Here is a 15,779-nt window from a genome sequence, read left to right on the forward strand (position 1 = left end):
GGCCTCCTTCGCCGGGTGCGCTCAGCCGTGGCGCTGGTAGACGATCTTGCGGGTGCCGCCGTCGCAGCTGCCGACCACCATGCCCGGGTCGGTCACTTCCTCGGCGGGCACGACTTCCAGGGTGTAGGTGGTCACGCCGGCGGCCTGGATCTTCACCTCGATCTCTTCCCTGAGCTCCTCGCAGGGCTTGGTCGCCGCCAGCAGCGGGGCGCTCAGGAGGCCGAGGGAGAGGACGAGGGCGCATCGGTACATGGGGGCTTCTCCTTGGGGGCACGGGCCTGCAGCCCGGCGAGGCGCCGATGGCGCTCGGCGGCCGGCAGACGGGCCAGACGCTGCACTTCGACATAGAAACGCGGCCAATTCTCGTCGGTGCTGCGAAAAATTTCCTCGAAGGCCGCGACCCAGCCGTGGTAGAGCCCGAACGGCAGGAGCTTGGCGTTGTTCAGCGGGCCGAAGACCCAGGCGTCGTAGCGGCGGTCGCCGCCCCACCGGCCATCGCGCAGGCGCCGGTATTCGCCGCGCAGGCGCTCGAACTCGGCCTGCTTGGCGCGGCGCATCTCGGTCGCCGGCAGGCCGCTGGTGTAGAGCCGGGCGAGCCGCTCGCGGGTCTGCAGCATCAGGGCGACGAACTGCTCCTCGCGCCGCTCCCCCGACTCGTCCGGCGCCGGCAGCCCCCGGGTGGCGCGCCACTGGCGCAGGCCCTGACGCTCGACGAAGGTGGCGAAGGATTCGTTGAAGGCGCTGTCGTCCCGCACGTAGAGCTTCTGGTGCGCCAGCTCGTGGAAGATCAGCGCGGCCAGCTCGTCGTCGCTATGCCGCAGCATGCCGCCGAGGATCGGGTCGTCGAACCAGCCGAGGGTCGAGTAGGCCTCGACCCCGCCGATCCAGGTGTCCAGTCCCTGCTGCTGGAGCAGTGCCGCCGCCCCGCGCGCCCGGCCGAGAGCGTAGTAGCCGCGGTAGGCCACGCAGCCGGCGATGGGGAAGCACTGGGTCCGCGGCTGCACGGAAAACTCCCCGGTGGCGAAGACGTTCCACATCACGTAGGGCCGGCCGAGGTCGGCGTACTGGCGATAGCTGCCGTTGTCCGGCAGATCGAGGGTGCGGCTGGCGAAGGCGCGGGCCTGCAGGACCAGCCCCAGGCGCTGGCGCAGCCGGGGGTCGCCGTGCGGGTCGGTGACCAGCTCGGCGATCGGCTCGCGGCGCTCCAGCAGGTCGAGCTGACCGCCGAGCAGCTGGCCGTAGTAGCCGAGGCTGGAGCAGCCATTCAGACAGACGGCCAGGAGCAGGGGAACCAAACCCCGACTACGATTGTCGACGAGTAAGCTGAAAAGTTTCATCCGGCGCATCCGTGTGGTCGTGAAGCAAGGAGGCGTTTCGGCGAGGGACCGTCGCAGTGATGGCAGCGAACCCGTCCCGGCGTGGAAATGGAGTTTACAGACAGTTATGGGCAGTCTCGATTTTCAACGCCGCCTGGACATCCCTGCTCGCGGCCCATCGATGCATCCACCAGCGCTTCATCTATGACCGTCCCCCAGCCGTAAGCCGTAGAACGCAGCCAGCACGGGTCAGGCGCGGACCGGGCCAGCCCACCGAATCGGCGGAAGTTTACGAACAGTAGATGAGCTTTTCGGGTGCGATGCCTCCGCTTGGCGAGAGCCACCGATCCTCGTGCGCGGTCGTTCTTCACGGCCCGATATACCGGAGCCTGCCCATGCGCACCCTCATTCTCCTGACCTGCCCGCTCGTCCTCGGCGGTTGCAACCTGCTGATGCCCCGGCCCGATCCCGGCCAGGCCTGGATCGAGCTGAACCCTCCCGCCCCGCGGTCGCTGCGGGCCACCGAGGTGGACCACCGCAAGCTGGACGACCACCGCTACTTCCAGGTCCCGCCGGGCGCCCACCGGCTGGGCATGCGCTATCGCTTCGAGGTGGATGCCAGCAACATCGGCCCGGACAGCGACGCCCATGAGCGCGACTGCCTGATCCGCCTGAATTACGGGAAATTCGCCGCCGGGCAGCGGTATAGTCTGGAGGTCGGCCAGGTCGGTTTCCGTCCCTGGGCCAAGCTCTACGATGCCGAGCGCCGGGAACTGGCGCGCGGCAAGGAGAGCGGCTGCAAGGGAGCCTGACGCGCCGACGCCGTCATCTGCCCGGGGCCGGCCATGCCAAGACTGCTGTGGATATCCATTCCTTTTCTTCTCGCCGCCTGCGTCGGCCCGATGCCTGCCCCGGACCCGCGGATGGCCTGGGTCGACCTGCAGACCCGCGAGGTCTACAACATGCTGATGTCCGAGCGGCTGGACGGCAAGCGGCTGGACGACGGCCGCTATTTCCAGGTCAGCCCCGGTGCCCACGTGCTGGAGGCGAGCCTGCGCTACTACTTCAACGGCCCGGCCCGGCGCAATACGCTGCCGATCAACTGCACCCTGCGCCTGCGCTACCCCGACTTCGCTGCCGGGCAACGCTACCGGCTGGAGGCCTGGACCCTGTCGAACCAGATAGAGGCCGTGCTCTACGACGCGCAGAACCACGAGCTGGCGGAGGCCGAGGTGCTGAACTGCTGGCAGTACTAGCGGATCTCCGCCAACCGCCGGTCGGCGCTCAGGACGGCCGGCCTTGGTCGGCGCGCTCGCCGCACAGATCCAGGACGAACCAGCGCTCCACCTCGGCCTGGTCAAGCCCGGCGCCGAGCAGGGCGAACAGCTTGCCCAGCGCCGCCTCGCGGGTCATACCGCCGCCGTCGATCAGCCCGGCTTCGCGCAGCCGGCTGCCGGCAGCGTAGACGCCGAACTCCACGTGTCCGTGGGGACACTGACTGATGGCGACCAGCACCACGCCGCGCCGATGGGCCTCCTTCAGCACCTCGATCAGCTCGGCATTGCCGGCCGGCCCGGTGCCGCTGCCGTAGCACTCAAGCACCAGCCCCTGCACGCCGCTGCCCAGCAGGCCGCGCAGATGGCCGGCCTGCAGGCCGGGAAAGAATGGCAGCACGGCCAGGTTCACCGGCCGGCGCGGCCGGCGGTAGTCGAGGGCGGCGGGCAGGGCGACGGCAGGCTCGCCACGGCGCTGGCGCGGCAGCACGGCGAAGGCGTCGAAGGCATCGCTGCGCAGCTTGCTCACCCTTGCGCCATGCAGCAGTTGGCCGTCGAAGTAGAGGTGTACGCCGGGTGCCACGCCGCGCTGCAGCGCCTCCACGGCGCCGAACAGGTTGGCCCAGGCGTCGCTGCCCGGGGCGCCGGCCGGCAGCATCGAGCCGGTCAGCACCACCGGCACGCCCAGGCCGAGGAGCAGGAAGCTCAGGGCCGCCGCGCTGTAGGCCAGGGTGTCGGTGCCGTGCAGCAGCAGCACAGCGTCGCAGCCATCGGCCTCCACCGCCGCGACGATCATTTCGGCCAGGGTCAGCCAGTTGGCCTGGGTCATGTTGGCGCTGTCGATCGGCGGCTGCAGTTCGCGGTACAGCCAGTGCGGCATCCGCCGCTGCGGCTCGTCCGCCAGTCGCGCGCGCAGGTGGGCATCGAAACCGGCGGTCGGCACCAACCCCTGCTCGCTCGCCTGCATGCCGATGGTTCCGCCGCTGTAGAGCAGCATCAGTTTGTTCATCGCGGGCCGGACCTCTCGGATGACGGGGATGGAGCGACCATGGTAACCCCGCAACCCGGCAGGCGTCCGCGCGGCGAGCCTTGCCCGACCGATGCTTGGTCGCGCCGCTATGCTTCCCATCGAGGCTTTGCGCTATACTTCGGCGTTTCGAAAATCGGCGACCCCGAGGCTGCCTGAGCCGACCCGCCGGACACGCCAAGCCACGCCCCATCAGCGTGGCTTGTTGTTTTTTGATGCGCCCGCGGGCGCCAACGAAGAGGCACGATGATGAGCGCACTGGTAGGCGTGATCATGGGCTCCAAGTCCGACTGGAGCACCCTTTGTCACACCGTCGAGATGCTCGACAAGCTGGGCATTCCCCACGAGGTGAAGGTGGTGTCCGCCCATCGCACCCCGGACCTGCTGTTCCAGTACGCCGAACAGGCCGAAGCTCGCGGCATCCAGGTGATCATCGCGGGCGCCGGCGGCGCCGCCCATCTGCCGGGCATGTGCGCGGCCAAGACTCACCTGCCGGTGCTCGGCGTGCCGGTACAGTCGTCGATGCTCTCCGGCGTCGACTCGCTGCTTTCCATCGTGCAGATGCCGGCCGGCGTGCCGGTCGCCACCCTGGCCATCGGCAAGGCCGGCGCGGTGAACGCCGCGCTGCTCGCCGCCAGCATCCTCGGCCATCAGCATCCGCAGTTCCACGCCGCGCTGAAGCAATTCCGCGACGAGCAGACCCAGACCGTGCTGGACAACCCGGACCCGCGCCAAGCCTGAGCAGACGCAATCGCGGGCAAGCCAAGGGATGCCCGCAGTGGAGATTCTGAAACATGAAAATCGGTGTGATCGGTGGCGGCCAGCTGGGCCGCATGCTGGCCCTGGCGGGCACTCCGCTAGGCATGAACTTCGCCTTCCTCGACCCGGCGCCGGATGCCTGCGCCAGCGCCCTCGGCGAACACCTGCGCGCCGATTACAGCGATCAGGACCACCTGCGCCAGCTGGCCGACGAGGTGGATCTGGTCACCTTCGAGTTCGAGAGCGTGCCGGCCGAGACCGTGGCCTTCCTCTCCCAGTTCGTGCCGGTCTACCCCAGCGCCGAGTCGCTGCGCATCGCCCGTGACCGCTGGTTCGAGAAATCGATGTTCAAGGAGCTCGGCATCCCCACCCCGGAATTCGCCGACATCCAGTCGCAGGCCGACCTCGATGCCGCGGTGGCCGCGATCGGCCTGCCGGCAGTGCTGAAGACCCGCACCCTGGGCTACGACGGCAAGGGCCAGAAAGTTCTGCGTGCTGCCTCCGACGTGGCCGGCGCCTTCGCCGAGCTGGGCAGCGTGCCGTGCATCCTCGAAGGCTTCGTGCCCTTCACCGGCGAGGTATCGCTGGTGGCGGTGCGCGGCCGCGACGGCGAGACGCGCTTCTACCCGCTGGTGCACAACACCCACGAGAGCGGCATCCTGCGCCTGTCGGTGGCCAGCAGCGCGCATCCGCTGCAGGCACTGGCCGAGGACTACGTCGGCCGCGTGCTGGAGAAACTCGACTACGTCGGCGTGCTGGCCTTCGAGTTCTTCGAGGTCGACGGCGGTCTGAAAGCCAACGAGATCGCCCCGCGCGTGCACAACTCCGGGCACTGGACCATCGAAGGTGCCGAGTGCAGCCAGTTCGAGAACCACCTGCGCGCCGTCGCCGGCCTGCCGCTGGGTTCGACGGCCAAGGTGGGGGAGAGCGCCATGCTCAACTTCATCGGCGAGGTGCCGGCGGTGCGCGAGGTCGTCGCCATCGACGACTGCCACCTGCACCACTACGGCAAGGCTTTCAAGGCCGGCCGCAAGGTCGGCCACGCCACCCTGCGCTGCAAGGATCTGCCGACCCTGAAGGCTCGTATCGCCGAGGTCGAGGCGCTGATCGCCAAGGGCTGAAGGCCCGGGATACTATGGTTCCCGCCGGCCGATGGCGGGAGCCGCAGCCAGAGACTAGGCTCAGAGTGTCTTCAATCATCCTTGAAGAGGCTCCGTCATGGGCATCATCGGCACCATCCTGATCGGCTTCCTGGTTGGCGTGATCGCACGCTTCCTCAAGCCGGGCGACCAGCCCATGGGCTGGATCATGACCATCCTGCTCGGCATCGGCGGATCGCTCCTGGCCACCTACGGTGGCCAGGCGCTGGGGATCTACCGCGCCGGCCAGGGTGCCGGCTTCATCGGCGCGGTCGTGGGCGCCGTCATCATCCTGGCCATCTACGGCTTCATGCAACGAAGGAAGGTCTGAGCGGCGCCCCGGAACTCAGTCCCCGACGGCGTTGTTCTTCGCCGTCGCGGCCTGGGCCTGCCGCCACTGCCAGCCTCTCTGCTTCTTGTAGCTGATCGCGGCGGCAGGCGGGAGCGATCCGCCATTGCCGGTTTCCAGCCAGCGGCGTACCCGCGCGGCATCGGCGAAATGCGTGTGCTTGCCGTAGGTGTCCAGCAACACCACCGCCATCGGCCGCCCCTGCACGACCGGAACTAGGGCCAGGCAGTGTCCGGCCTCGTCGGTGAAGCCGGTCTTGGTGACGGCGATATCCCAGTCCGACTTGCGCACCAGCGGGTTGGTGTTGTTGAAAGCCAGGGCATAGTTCGGCCGCTGGAAGAACGCATCCTTGTGCGCGGTGGTGCTCAGCTCGCGGATCAGCGGATAGGTCCGCGCCGCCTGCAGCAGTTTCACTAGGTCCCTGGCGGTGGAGACGTTCTTCTCCGACAGCCCGGTCGGCTCGACGAAATGGGTGTGGTTCATGCCCAGGGCCTTGGCCTTGGCGTTCATCGCCGCGATGAAGCGGGCATAGCCCCCCGAATAGTGGTGCCCCAGGCTCGCCGCGGCACGGTTCTCGGAGGACATCAGGGCGAGTCGCAGCATTTCCTTGCGGCTGATCCAGCTGTTGACCCGCACACGGGAATAGACGCCCTTCAGCTCCCGAGTCTGGTTGATGGTCACGGGGATCAGCTCGTCCATCGGCTGCTTGGCGTCCAGGGTGACCACGGCCGTCATCAGCTTGCTGATCGAGGCGATCGGCACGACCACGTCCGGATTGCTGGCGTACAGCACCTTGTCGCTGTCCAGATCGACCACCATGGCGCTGCCGGCAGCCAGCTGCAGGTTGGCCGGGTCGCGGGCGGGAACGGATTGCCCGGCGACGGCGTTTGTCCCGGCGGCGACGCCGAGGCAGAGGAATAAGAGTCCAAAAATTGACGAGCGGATTTTCATACGCAGGGCTCAGCGGGTGGTTGCGACGTAACGGTATCAGGCCGCACTCGGACGGTATACAAGCGCAACCGTATTTCCCGTACGGCGGGATCGGGCTTTATCGGCGTCAGAGGCGATGCCATCATGCGCCCCGGATTGTACAGGCTCGACCGGTCCCAGCGCTCGGGCATCCCATCCCCTGCCTCCTTTTTCGAACGACCATGCGCCGACTTACGCTAGTACTCACCCTGCTGCTTGCCACCACGCAGATCCATGCCGAACCCCAGGAGCTGGACTGGCTGGAACTGATGCCTGCCGAGGACCGCAAAGCTCTGGAGGATATGCCGGAAATCAGCCACGACACCCCGGAAGCCGACGGAAACTTCGCCGGCAAGGGCGGCCTCAAGCAACAGGACAAAAATCTGCCGGCGGTGATGTACTCGGCCAGGACGGTGCCGGCCCTGAACGGCCGGGAGATACGCCTCGGCGGCTATCCGGTGCCGCTGGAAACCGACGCCAAGGGCCTCAACACCACCTTCTTCCTCGTTCCCTATCCGGGCGCCTGCATTCACGTACCGCCGCCGCCACCGAACCAGATCGTCCTAGTCCGTTACCCGAAGGGCATCCAGCTGGAGGACATCTATGCCCCCCTGTGGGTGGATGGCAGGCTCAAGGTGGAAAAGGTCAGCAACGACCTGGCGGATGCCGCCTATGCGATCGAAGCCGCCAAGGTGGAACGCATCGAGGAAGAGGAACAGTAGCGCGCCTCCTCCCCGAGAGTTCCGACCCGGCCGTTTAGAACAGCGGGAGAGTGTAGTTCACGATCGCCATGGCCTCGTCCTGGTCCACCGCATCGTTGCCGCGCATCGAGGCATGGCGCAGGGTCAGGCCCAGGCCCTTCATCGGACCGCCCTGCAGCACGTAGTCGACGCGCAGATCGCGCTCCCACTCGCTGTTGTCCCTGCCACGGGCATTGATGCCCTGACCGTTGAAATACATCGCACTGGCCTTCAACCCCGGTACCCCGAGTTGGACGAAGTCGTAGCTGTAGCTCCCGACCCAGGTCTTCTCGCCGGAGCTGGCGAACTTCCCCATCTGGGAGTTGGTGATCAGGTAGAGCGCTCGACCGTTACCCGAGTTGAGATGGGGGAAGTCGCTGTCACCCAGGGACTGCTGATAGCCGATGCCCAAGGCATGGCCTTTCAGGCTGTAGGTGAACATGGCGCTCCACAGGTGGTTGTCCACCTCGCCGCGATTCGCATCGCCGGCCTTCCAATAGCCTCCGATGGTGTAGCCATCGGCCCGCCCTGCTGCATTGCTATTCCGGCCGTCCGAGTAGCTCTCGAAATAACGCAGATCGCTCTTCAGGGAGCCGACCGGCAATGCCCAGTTGTGCACCAGACCGAAGAAGTGCTGGTTGTAGAAGTGATCCAGCGTGGCGTAGTAGTACTGCAGCAACAGGTCCTTGTTGACCTTGTAGTCGGCGCCGGCGAAGTAGAACTCGTTGCTGTCCGCGCTCGTCGGAGTGACGTGCATGCCTTCCCGGTTCGAGGAGTTACGCTCGAGAACATGGTCGATACGACCTGCGGTCAGGGTCAGGTTCTCGATCTCGTTGGAGGTGACCTGCACACCCTGGAACATCTGCGGCAACAGACGCAGATCGGTGATGGTCAGCACCGGCATCATCGGCCTCAGCGTGCCCACCTGCGCCACGGTCTTGGAGTAGCGCATCTTGCCGGTCAGGCCGAAGCGGCTGTAGTCACGCTCGGCATTGCCCGGACTCTGCAGCGGGAACACCGAGCCGCCCTGATCGGCCTGGGTCAGGCGATAACCGTACTGGGCCGTGGCATCAAAGCCGAAGCCGACGATCCCCTGGGTGAAACCGGACTGGAAGTTGAGGATGAAGCCCTGGCCCCACTCTTTGTCGGACGGGGTGTTCTGATTACGAACATCCCGACTGTAGTAAAGGTTTCGCATCGAAAGCGATGCCTTGCTGTCTTCGATGAAACCCTCGGCAGAGGCTTGCTGCGCCATGGGCAGCCCCAAGACACCCGTTAGAATAGCCAGACTCAGATTGGATTTTTTCATTCTTTTCATACTCCTAAGTGAGTAACAGCGAGGCGCTATCCTTGGGCAGTCCGCACGACATAACCGCCCCGTCCGGCCGGCAAACACGACATCAAGGATGGTTGGAAATGGGTTCCAGCTTAGATCGTTGGCTTTTTAGTTCTTTTTGGTTTTATGACCGAAGCCTAGGCAGGCGCGCCAGGGATTGTCGCCCGTGGGCGGCAGCGCCTCCTCACGATCAGCGCGCCTTGGGTGATAAGCAGCGCCATCGTCCAGCTCTAGCTGGGTGCATGACTAGCCATCGCTGCAGCTCTCGATTCAAACGCTGCTACACGCGACAAGCCGCCATACGATTCCCCTGTGCAGAGACAAGGGGAAACAAATCTGCCACATGTTTCCTGAAAAGTAAAAAACCTTTGACTAACAGGAAGATGGTTAACTGACAGATATAGTGTTTACCTATGCCATTTTGTCAAAAAAACGTCAAAACAAGTTTTCGCTATGTATGCCTGCATACAGCGAGATAAGAAATGAAGGCTAGCAAGAGCGAGGCTAGGGAAGCCCAACCGTCGAAAGGAATGTCCCCAACGCAAAACAAGCGAAGATGTGAGGGATCGCCTAGTAAGTCAGGATAAATAATAAGTTTGCTCTCCTCCTTACGACCCAGCGCCTGGCCATTGATAAGAAGGGGGAGCAGGACACCCATGAGAATATAAGTTTCCTACTACGCAGCTTTTCCAATTAACTATAGGAAACGCTTAATAGCGGTTTTCTGGTGAATACAAAATTTGCCATTCATCGGCCAGTAAGGGACAGGCAGCCCTAGGTGTTTTGTCCCGGAGAGCATTGGTGCCGGGCTCCGAACTGTTCGATATGGTGGCCTACCTGCCGTGCAAACGCTTTTCTCCCGAGCTGCTTGCCTGCAAGCTGCGCTCCATGGAATTCCCCCAAGTTCGAAGATACCTACGTCTGTCGCGAGACGATCTACAACTCGGTCTACGCCCTGCCAGTCGGCGAACTGCGCAAGGAGCTGATCATCTGCCCGCAACAGGGCAAGACAACCTGCCAGCCACGCTCTGGCGGAGTGGATCGGAGTGGCCAGATCCCCGACATGGTCAGCATCCATGTGCATCCGCCAGAGATCGAAGATCGGCTGATGTCCGGTCACTGGGAGGGCAATCTGATCAAGGATAAGGCCAACGCCTCGGCGGTGGGCACCCTGGTCGAGCGTACCAGCGGCTATCTGATGTTGGTGAAGATGAATGACACGACAGCGACCTCGACGGTGGAGGGGTTCAGCGCAGCGTTGAATCGCATGCCGTTGCCGGTACGCAGGAGCATGACTTACGACCAGGGACGGGGAGATGGCACGGCATGCAGAAATCACGCAGAAGACCGGTGTGACGATCTACTTCTGCGACCCGCACAGTCCTTGGCAGCGCGGCAGCGCGGCAGCAACGAGAACATCAATGGCCTGATCCATCAGTACCAACCCAAGGGCACGGACTTGTCGGCCTACAGTCAAGAACGGCTGGACGCCATTGCCTATGAGCTGAACATCCGGCTATGCAAGCGCTTCAATTGGAAGTGTCCAATTGAAGTCATGACCGAGGTGATGGCGCTGCAACAGCTGCAACATGAGGCGCCTGCTTCAATCCAGTAACCGTGTTGCACTCAGCTTTTGCAACTGCCCTTTTAGGCCTGACTTTCCTTCCAGTCTGACCAGAGATCCAACTTGAGTTTTGCGATCACCTTGAAGTGTGACTCTCTTTTCTCCTATGTCGATTGAGATATTAAGACTGTAATCGTCTTCTGTTAACCGCCACCCCTGTGAAACAGTATAGCCAACACCATGGTTTTTGAAGGAAATGAAGTAGTTGCCCATGGCGTCATTCTCCGCCCCGCCGCCACGATAATATCCGTGAAAATCAAATAGGCTCCAGGAGGAATAGTCCAGCTTTTCCGGGTACTGAAGTTCGATCTCTTCCGGTGTGCCATAGCGGTAAACAAGATATTTATCTTTTTCACCTTCGCAAATTGATACGTATTTTTTTCTTGTTGATTAGCTTGAAGCCTAGAATAGTGGACTCATTTTCTTTGCAGAGAGATCCTGCGCGAGGAGATCGTGAGTTTCGGTGAGTGATTCCGATATTTTCTTGCACTCTGCTGTTTCGCATTTTTTATTGTCTTGCTCTAAGAATGGCTGTGCTGAATAACAATATAGGGGCGAACTGTTGGCGCTTGGTCTCTTGGTTAGAATCGTGATTGTGCTGTTTGCTGCTGGTTTTTTTTCGCAAAATGGTACTAGCCCAAAAACGTCCGGGATCGAATCAAGGTTCTCGATTTCTTTCGTGGATACTGCTTTGCTGGCGTCTATCTGATATGTCGCCTTAGTTTTTCTCAAAACTATCCACAACCTGTTTTCTTGTGCTGTGCAATTGCATTCGCAGCTCAGGATAAATGAGTCTGCCGAATTTATGTACTTGCTGGATTGGGTTTCACCGGCTTCGCAAAATTTCTCATTCATCTGAAATCTGGAAGTGTCGGTTTTTTCATCATTTGATTGCGCAGTAGCAGTGATGCTGTTTGCTGCAAGAGGCAGCGCAAGTAGCAGTACAACTGCTGGGGTTTTATATTTCACAGACAGCTCCTGCGATGATTTTCCGAAATTTGGGTTCGCCCTGCTGGACGTTAAACCATTTGCTGTGGCGGTATAAGTGCTGCCCTGGATGATGCCAATTCTCCTGCTAAGGCAATCTGATACCTACCCAGAAGCGGCGCGCTCAGCCTTTTTTTGCAGACATAAATCAGCAGTTCGTTCTGGCTTTTGATGTCGCTAGGTGAGTAACCTTCTATTATTTCTTGCTTTGCCTTGTGGTTTGCAGAATCACCTAATCGATTTGCACTCTATGGTGCCAAGCGAATTGTCCAGTATTGGCATGAAGCATTCTTTTTTTTGCTCTCCGCTATTCTCTAAAGGTGTTACACTTAAAATCATTGATATTCCTTTTGTGGTAAATCTAATATTTTTTACTTCTGCGTCAGAAAAGTCAGTTAGGAAAGATTTTCCGTCGATGTGGCAGAATTTTTTTGTTTCAGAGATGATCCAATTCTTTTTTGAGTCGATTACCTGAAAGTAAGCGCAGGGCTCTCCGTATAAATTGAAGTGCCTGACTAGGGTTGCTCCTTGTCTGATTGATTGCGCTTCGGAGATCTTGGTGTAGTCGATGTCTTGTGCATTGCTGTAGTTGGTGACAAATAAGAGAATTGTGAGTGTGGTTCTCATTATGGATGCTCCAGATAGGTGGCTCGGCGGTTGAATCTATCCGCAGGAACGGCAGGCCATTTTGATTGGTCAGCCATTATTGTGCGAAGGCTGTTCAGGTCATTATCAACAATATGCTGCTGCACATTCTTTCTCGAGGATGGGGTGTAATCTCCTCGGTAAATTAGATCAACTGCTATGTCCTGTATTTTTTTGTTAGTATTTTCCCAATCCAACCCTCCATAGCTAACGACGTTGGAGTTTGAGCTGGAGATCCTGATGACCTCGCTTTTCATAAAATCGTAGACTTGGTTAAAGAGGTCATGCTGTTGTTTTCGCGAGATTTTGAATTTCCTTATATTCGGGGTGGCGGAATTAAGGTAGTTTTTTGCGGCCTCGCCCTTAAGGCCTTTTGCGCCAAGAAGCCAGCTATAAAGAGGTTCTGGAATTTTTGTGGCGGCAAGATCTTGTTCTGGATATGGCCGTTGCCCTAAATCATATCCTCTTCCAATGGTTACGCCAGAGACACCGCCAGGCCAGTGTGCAACTCTACTGAAGTACTTATGCATTGGATGGCTTGGGTCCTCTATGTCGTTTCCTTCCGCGTCGAAGGTTAACTGCCCGTTAGGGACTTTTAGCCATTGTAGGGAGTTTTCGAGCTCCGGTGTCCCGAATGTCATGATAAGAGCCGTCGGTTGGATGTGCCAAATATGAGCGTCGATAGATAACAGATTTGATTCTTTCCACCAGGATAAATTTTTGATTTTATTCTTTTCCTCCAGCCAGTCCATGTTGAGCTCGCTGTCGTGCGACATGAATGTGTCAAGCTCATCCCATTTTTCGGGATTCCAAAACCACTCGCTTTCATAATGAGTTATTAGTTTTGTGATCGATTGAGCATGCCAGGGCTTGGCCAATGCTGACTTTATTTCATCAGGAGTAAGTTTGCCGTCGCGTGTACTTCCATCAGCACCATCGATGATGTCGTAAAGCCGACTTCTCACTGGTCCGTTGTCCGCCAGGTCAATGCGCGCTGCATGGTCGGTCCGTTCGGACTCTTCGAGTGAGTCGGTAGCATCGAGATGGCATGCCAGAAAGTCAGCATTACAGGCGTTTTCGCTGATGGTCTCGAATCCCTCCCAGTCCCATGGATGCAGGCGAGGAGTCATGATCTCTCCTTCTTTCACCCAGCCGCTGATGGGGTTGCCGTCCTTGCCGGGCAAGTTGTCCAGCTTCCACCATTGTTCCGTGGTGGTAGTGCCATTGGCTGTGGTGGTTAGGGTAATTTTCTTGTCCGCTGGCAGCGCGTGGAGTACCGCTAGGGGCAGGATCATGTCGTAGGCGGTGGGTTGGCCGGGATCCGATATACGTGGTGGGTTCGCCTGGCTGGCGCCTTCCTTGTTGATGACCTTGGTCCCGTGCGGAATCTTCAGCAGGGTCTTCTGTTCCGGCTTGAGCTGGTTTGCTCTGGTACGGCTTAGGGCGACAAAAGCCTCTACGTCATCGCAGGAGAAGACTTCGAGGTGGAGAAGATCCTGAGCTTCACTCTGCGAGGCGGCCTGGTACTTGCCGAGGTGGCCGATCAGCGCGCCGGCCTGGATCGGCACAGGCGTGGGCAGAATATGAACGGTGTTGAGCGTCGGCGGCGGTACGGCCTTCAGTGAGTCGAAGTGAATGTAGCCGGCAATGTTCGAGGCGCACTCGGCGCTCAGAGGCGAGCTCAAGGTGGAGGCGTCTATCGATTTGATCTTGCGGTATTTGCCGGTTCCGTCTTCGAGCCGGACTTGGGCGCCAACGGGAAGAACAGCCATTGCCGCGGAGTTCTGCTTGGCTTCCTTGCGCACCACTAGGCCTTTACCCGATAGAAGTGAATCGCGGACATCGTTGGCCCTTTCTCCGATGAGGAATACATCGCTGTCCGCAGTGGGCGTCATTTCGCCGACGAAAACCCAGTGCTCGATTTCAGGGGCCAGCGCAGGGGATGCCTGCCCCTCCAGAAGGCTAACGAGCTTTCGCCATCTTGCGTCGACTGATGAGATCTCGCCGACTCTGACTTTACAGCCCTTGGGGATGATCGCGACTTTGTTCGCATGCTCCGGGGTACGAGGAGCACCTCCCCGAACGAACAGTCCAGAGAAATCGTTTGTGGCATGTTCTCCGCTGACGGCGTATGGGGTTGGACACATGAAAATGGGTGGTGTCGGTGCCCCTGCCTTCTGGTAGCTGTCCCAGTCCATCAAGTGCATGTACAGACTGAAGAACGTCAGGTCGGGCTCTCCGGCAGGCGGCGTAGTCTCTGCGGGGGCCGGCGGCAGCTCCAGGCGGTGTTTCACCAGCACGAAGCCTGTCGAGTAGGTCACCTCTTTGGGAGTGCCGCTTCCGGTGTAGGTGAGCTTCTTGTAGATCGCGTCGATGCGATAGGCGACTACCATGCCGTCGGCGATGCAGCGCACGCAGGACTGGTCGAGTCGTGCGGCGGTATGCTGGTCGAAGTGCACGCCGCCATGCCAGAGGCCGTTGCTGGCGACCGGGTAGTAGCCGCTTTCGGCTAGTGCCAAGGCATCGTAGTAGACCTGCGGATCGGTGACTTCGCTGCTGGCGGCAGTGCCGCTATCCTTGGCCTTGAATGGGTAGGACCAGCATTCGACTTTCTTCTGTTTTTCCATGGTGATGTTCCGTTTCCAGTTCCGTTGGGCCGGCGGGTGGGGCGTCCAGCCTGGCTATCTGATCAGAAAGAGAAATTCAGCATTCGGCGTTTGGTGGTGGTCAGCTCCAGCGGTGCGTTGATCAACGCCTGCTCCGTCACTTCTCCCGCCTTACCCCCATCTGCCGACCCCGGCTGCAGCGGCGCTTTGATGCCAATTCCCGAACCCTTGCCCGGCAATCCCCCCGCGTTGACCCGCACCAGCGGCCCGACCAGGGTGATGCCGCTGGCGTCGAGCTTAATGAAGCTCCCCCCAGCCTTGAGGGTGAGTTCGGCGCCGGCCTCGATGACCATCTTCTGCCCGGCCTTGAGGTGGATTTCGCGGCCGGCTTCGGTCAGTTGGGCGGTGCCGAGCTGGATGTGCTGGCTTTGAACGACAGTGAGGTGGTCGTCGGGTTTGACTTCGACCTTGCGGTCGCCGTGGACGGTCACATGCTCCTCACCCCCGAACTCGCTGTAGGCGTTGGCTTCCACCCTGTCGTGGCGTTCGTGGCCGACGCGGATTCTCTGGTCGTGCTCGATGTCCTGGTCCCAGTCGCGCTGGGCGTGGACGTAGATCTGTTCCTGCCCCTGGCGGTCCTCGACCCGCAGCTCGTTGTAGCCCCCGCCGCCGGGGCTGCTCAAAGTCTTGAACACCGTGCGGGTCTTGTTGGCCGGCAAGTCGTAGGGAACCGGATGCTCCTTGTGAAACAGGCAGCCGCTGACCAGCGGCTGGTCCGGGTCGCCTTCCAGAAAGGTCACCAGCACCTCCATGCCCACCCGCGGCACGGCAATGCCGCCGTAGCGGTTGCCGGCCCAGCCCGAGGCGACCCGCAGCCAGCCACTGGTCCTGTCGTCGGCCTGGCCCTCGCGGTCCCAGTGGAACTGCACCTTGACCCGCCCGTAGGCGTCGCAGTGGATCTCCTCGCCGGGCGGGCCGGTGACCACCGCGGTCTGGCTGCCCAGCACC

Annotated in this window: 17 protein-coding genes; 7 read left to right on the forward strand and 10 right to left on the reverse strand. The window is 60.9% G+C overall.

Going from position 1 to position 15,779, the window contains the following annotated elements:
• Window positions 1-21: 21 nt before the first annotated feature.
• Together ACFOJE_RS10400 and ACFOJE_RS10405 are read right to left on the reverse strand one after the other, a co-directional pair.
• Window positions 22-252 (reverse strand): DUF1161 domain-containing protein, encoded by a 231-nt coding sequence (locus ACFOJE_RS10400; protein ID WP_377814264.1) that lies wholly within the window; start codon window positions 250-252, stop codon window positions 22-24.
• Window positions 213-1,337 carry an aminopeptidase gene (locus tag ACFOJE_RS10405; RefSeq protein WP_377814265.1) on the reverse strand — a complete coding sequence of 375 codons (1,125 nt, stop codon included), beginning with the start codon at window positions 1,335-1,337 and terminating at the stop codon, window positions 213-215. Before ACFOJE_RS10405 ends, ACFOJE_RS10400 begins: the two co-directional genes overlap by 40 nt.
• A gap of 374 nt (window positions 1,338-1,711) precedes the next feature.
• On the opposite strand from ACFOJE_RS10405, the gene ACFOJE_RS10410 reads away from it, so the two are divergent.
• Both ACFOJE_RS10410 and ACFOJE_RS10415 read left to right on the forward strand, forming a co-directional pair.
• A complete protein-coding gene (locus ACFOJE_RS10410; RefSeq protein WP_377814267.1) occupies window positions 1,712-2,128 on the forward strand; it encodes a PA0061/PA0062 family lipoprotein in 417 nt (138 codons plus the stop codon).
• A gap of 33 nt (window positions 2,129-2,161) precedes the next feature.
• Complete coding sequence (locus ACFOJE_RS10415; RefSeq protein WP_377814268.1) at window positions 2,162-2,572, forward strand: PA0061/PA0062 family lipoprotein; 411 nt, start codon at window positions 2,162-2,164, stop codon at window positions 2,570-2,572.
• A gap of 28 nt (window positions 2,573-2,600) precedes the next feature.
• Here the strand turns inward: ACFOJE_RS10415 and ACFOJE_RS10420 are convergent, their stop codons facing one another.
• Window positions 2,601-3,599: an asparaginase gene (locus ACFOJE_RS10420; RefSeq protein ID WP_377814269.1), complete on the reverse strand. Its 999-nt coding sequence runs from the start codon at window positions 3,597-3,599 to the stop codon at window positions 2,601-2,603.
• 267 nt (window positions 3,600-3,866) lie between these two features.
• Between ACFOJE_RS10420 and purE the strand changes: the two genes are divergently transcribed.
• The 3 genes from purE to ACFOJE_RS10435 all read left to right on the forward strand — a co-directional run bounded on the left by purE (window position 3,867) and on the right by ACFOJE_RS10435 (window position 5,846).
• Window positions 3,867-4,358 carry a 5-(carboxyamino)imidazole ribonucleotide mutase gene (gene purE / locus ACFOJE_RS10425; protein WP_377814270.1) on the forward strand — a complete coding sequence of 164 codons (492 nt, stop codon included), beginning with the start codon at window positions 3,867-3,869 and terminating at the stop codon, window positions 4,356-4,358.
• Window positions 4,359-4,411: 53 nt separating this feature from the next.
• The gene (locus ACFOJE_RS10430; protein ID WP_377814271.1) at window positions 4,412-5,497 is read left to right on the forward strand and encodes a 5-(carboxyamino)imidazole ribonucleotide synthase; all 1,086 of its coding nucleotides are present in this window, start codon (window positions 4,412-4,414) and stop codon (window positions 5,495-5,497) included.
• Between the two features lie 97 nt (window positions 5,498-5,594).
• Complete coding sequence (locus ACFOJE_RS10435) at window positions 5,595-5,846, forward strand: GlsB/YeaQ/YmgE family stress response membrane protein (RefSeq protein ID WP_377814272.1); 252 nt, start codon at window positions 5,595-5,597, stop codon at window positions 5,844-5,846.
• A 15-nt stretch (window positions 5,847-5,861) separates the two neighbouring features.
• Here ACFOJE_RS10435 and pbpG read toward each other — a convergent pair whose 3' ends face one another.
• Entirely contained in the window at window positions 5,862-6,815 is a 954-nt protein-coding gene (pbpG, locus tag ACFOJE_RS10440) for a D-alanyl-D-alanine endopeptidase (RefSeq protein ID WP_377814273.1), read from the reverse strand.
• Window positions 6,816-7,015: 200 nt separating this feature from the next.
• On the opposite strand from pbpG, the gene ACFOJE_RS10445 reads away from it, so the two are divergent.
• Window positions 7,016-7,555, forward strand: a complete 540-nt coding sequence (locus ACFOJE_RS10445; protein WP_377814274.1) for a DUF3299 domain-containing protein — start codon at window positions 7,016-7,018, stop codon at window positions 7,553-7,555.
• Window positions 7,556-7,589: 34 nt separating this feature from the next.
• On the opposite strand, the gene ACFOJE_RS10450 is transcribed toward ACFOJE_RS10445, so the two are convergent.
• Window positions 7,590-8,891, reverse strand: coding sequence for an OprD family porin (locus ACFOJE_RS10450; protein ID WP_377814275.1), 1,302 nt, complete (start codon window positions 8,889-8,891; stop codon window positions 7,590-7,592).
• A gap of 886 nt (window positions 8,892-9,777) precedes the next feature.
• Between ACFOJE_RS10450 and ACFOJE_RS10455 the strand changes: the two genes are divergently transcribed.
• Complete coding sequence (locus ACFOJE_RS10455) at window positions 9,778-10,524, forward strand: IS30 family transposase (protein ID WP_377814276.1); 747 nt, start codon at window positions 9,778-9,780, stop codon at window positions 10,522-10,524.
• On the opposite strand, the gene ACFOJE_RS10460 is transcribed toward ACFOJE_RS10455, so the two are convergent.
• From ACFOJE_RS10460 to tssI, 5 genes are all read right to left on the reverse strand, one after another.
• The gene (locus tag ACFOJE_RS10460) at window positions 10,513-10,746 is read right to left on the reverse strand and encodes a hypothetical protein (protein ID WP_377814277.1); all 234 of its coding nucleotides are present in this window, start codon (window positions 10,744-10,746) and stop codon (window positions 10,513-10,515) included. The two genes, ACFOJE_RS10455 and ACFOJE_RS10460, sit on opposite strands and share 12 nt — an antisense overlap.
• 189 nt (window positions 10,747-10,935) lie before the next feature.
• Complete coding sequence (locus tag ACFOJE_RS10465) at window positions 10,936-11,502, reverse strand: hypothetical protein (RefSeq protein ID WP_377814278.1); 567 nt, start codon at window positions 11,500-11,502, stop codon at window positions 10,936-10,938.
• 246 nt (window positions 11,503-11,748) lie between these two features.
• A complete protein-coding gene (locus tag ACFOJE_RS10470) occupies window positions 11,749-12,147 on the reverse strand; it encodes a hypothetical protein (protein ID WP_377814279.1) in 399 nt (132 codons plus the stop codon).
• On the reverse strand, window positions 12,147-14,792 hold the full coding sequence (locus ACFOJE_RS10475; RefSeq protein ID WP_377814281.1) for a pesticin C-terminus-like muramidase: 2,646 nt from the start codon (window positions 14,790-14,792) through the stop codon (window positions 12,147-12,149). The genes ACFOJE_RS10470 and ACFOJE_RS10475 overlap by 1 nt, the downstream gene beginning before the upstream one ends.
• 62 nt (window positions 14,793-14,854) lie before the next feature.
• Window positions 14,855-15,779: type VI secretion system tip protein TssI/VgrG (gene tssI / locus ACFOJE_RS10480; protein WP_377814282.1), on the reverse strand; the 925-nt coding region annotated here is incomplete at its 5' end.

This window comes from Azotobacter bryophylli, from assembly GCF_042643485.1.
Taxonomy (GTDB): domain Bacteria; phylum Pseudomonadota; class Gammaproteobacteria; order Pseudomonadales; family Pseudomonadaceae; genus Azotobacter; species Azotobacter bryophylli.

What these genes read in the sequence shown, in the direction of transcription:
- ACFOJE_RS10410 (WP_377814267.1), top strand. Translation starts at nt 1,712, where the DNA reads ATGCGCACCCTCATTCTCCTGACCTGCCCGCTCGTCCTCGGCGGTTGC.
- ACFOJE_RS10415 (WP_377814268.1), top strand. Translation starts at nt 2,162, where the DNA reads ATGCCAAGACTGCTGTGGATATCCATTCCTTTTCTTCTCGCCGCCTGC.
- ACFOJE_RS10470 (WP_377814279.1), bottom strand. Translation starts at nt 12,147, where the DNA reads ATGAGAACCACACTCACAATTCTCTTATTTGTCACCAACTACAGCAAT.
- ACFOJE_RS10475 (WP_377814281.1), bottom strand. Translation starts at nt 14,792, where the DNA reads ATGGAAAAACAGAAGAAAGTCGAATGCTGGTCCTACCCATTCAAGGCC.
- ACFOJE_RS10430 (WP_377814271.1), top strand. Translation starts at nt 4,412, where the DNA reads ATGAAAATCGGTGTGATCGGTGGCGGCCAGCTGGGCCGCATGCTGGCC.
- ACFOJE_RS10445 (WP_377814274.1), top strand. Translation starts at nt 7,016, where the DNA reads ATGCGCCGACTTACGCTAGTACTCACCCTGCTGCTTGCCACCACGCAG.
- ACFOJE_RS10450 (WP_377814275.1), bottom strand. Translation starts at nt 8,891, where the DNA reads ATGAAAAGAATGAAAAAATCCAATCTGAGTCTGGCTATTCTAACGGGT.
- purE (WP_377814270.1), top strand. Translation starts at nt 3,867, where the DNA reads ATGAGCGCACTGGTAGGCGTGATCATGGGCTCCAAGTCCGACTGGAGC.
- pbpG (WP_377814273.1), bottom strand. Translation starts at nt 6,815, where the DNA reads ATGAAAATCCGCTCGTCAATTTTTGGACTCTTATTCCTCTGCCTCGGC.
- ACFOJE_RS10420 (WP_377814269.1), bottom strand. Translation starts at nt 3,599, where the DNA reads ATGAACAAACTGATGCTGCTCTACAGCGGCGGAACCATCGGCATGCAG.
- ACFOJE_RS10460 (WP_377814277.1), bottom strand. Translation starts at nt 10,746, where the DNA reads ATGGGCAACTACTTCATTTCCTTCAAAAACCATGGTGTTGGCTATACT.
- ACFOJE_RS10405 (WP_377814265.1), bottom strand. Translation starts at nt 1,337, where the DNA reads ATGAAACTTTTCAGCTTACTCGTCGACAATCGTAGTCGGGGTTTGGTT.
- ACFOJE_RS10400 (WP_377814264.1), bottom strand. Translation starts at nt 252, where the DNA reads ATGTACCGATGCGCCCTCGTCCTCTCCCTCGGCCTCCTGAGCGCCCCG.
- ACFOJE_RS10435 (WP_377814272.1), top strand. Translation starts at nt 5,595, where the DNA reads ATGGGCATCATCGGCACCATCCTGATCGGCTTCCTGGTTGGCGTGATC.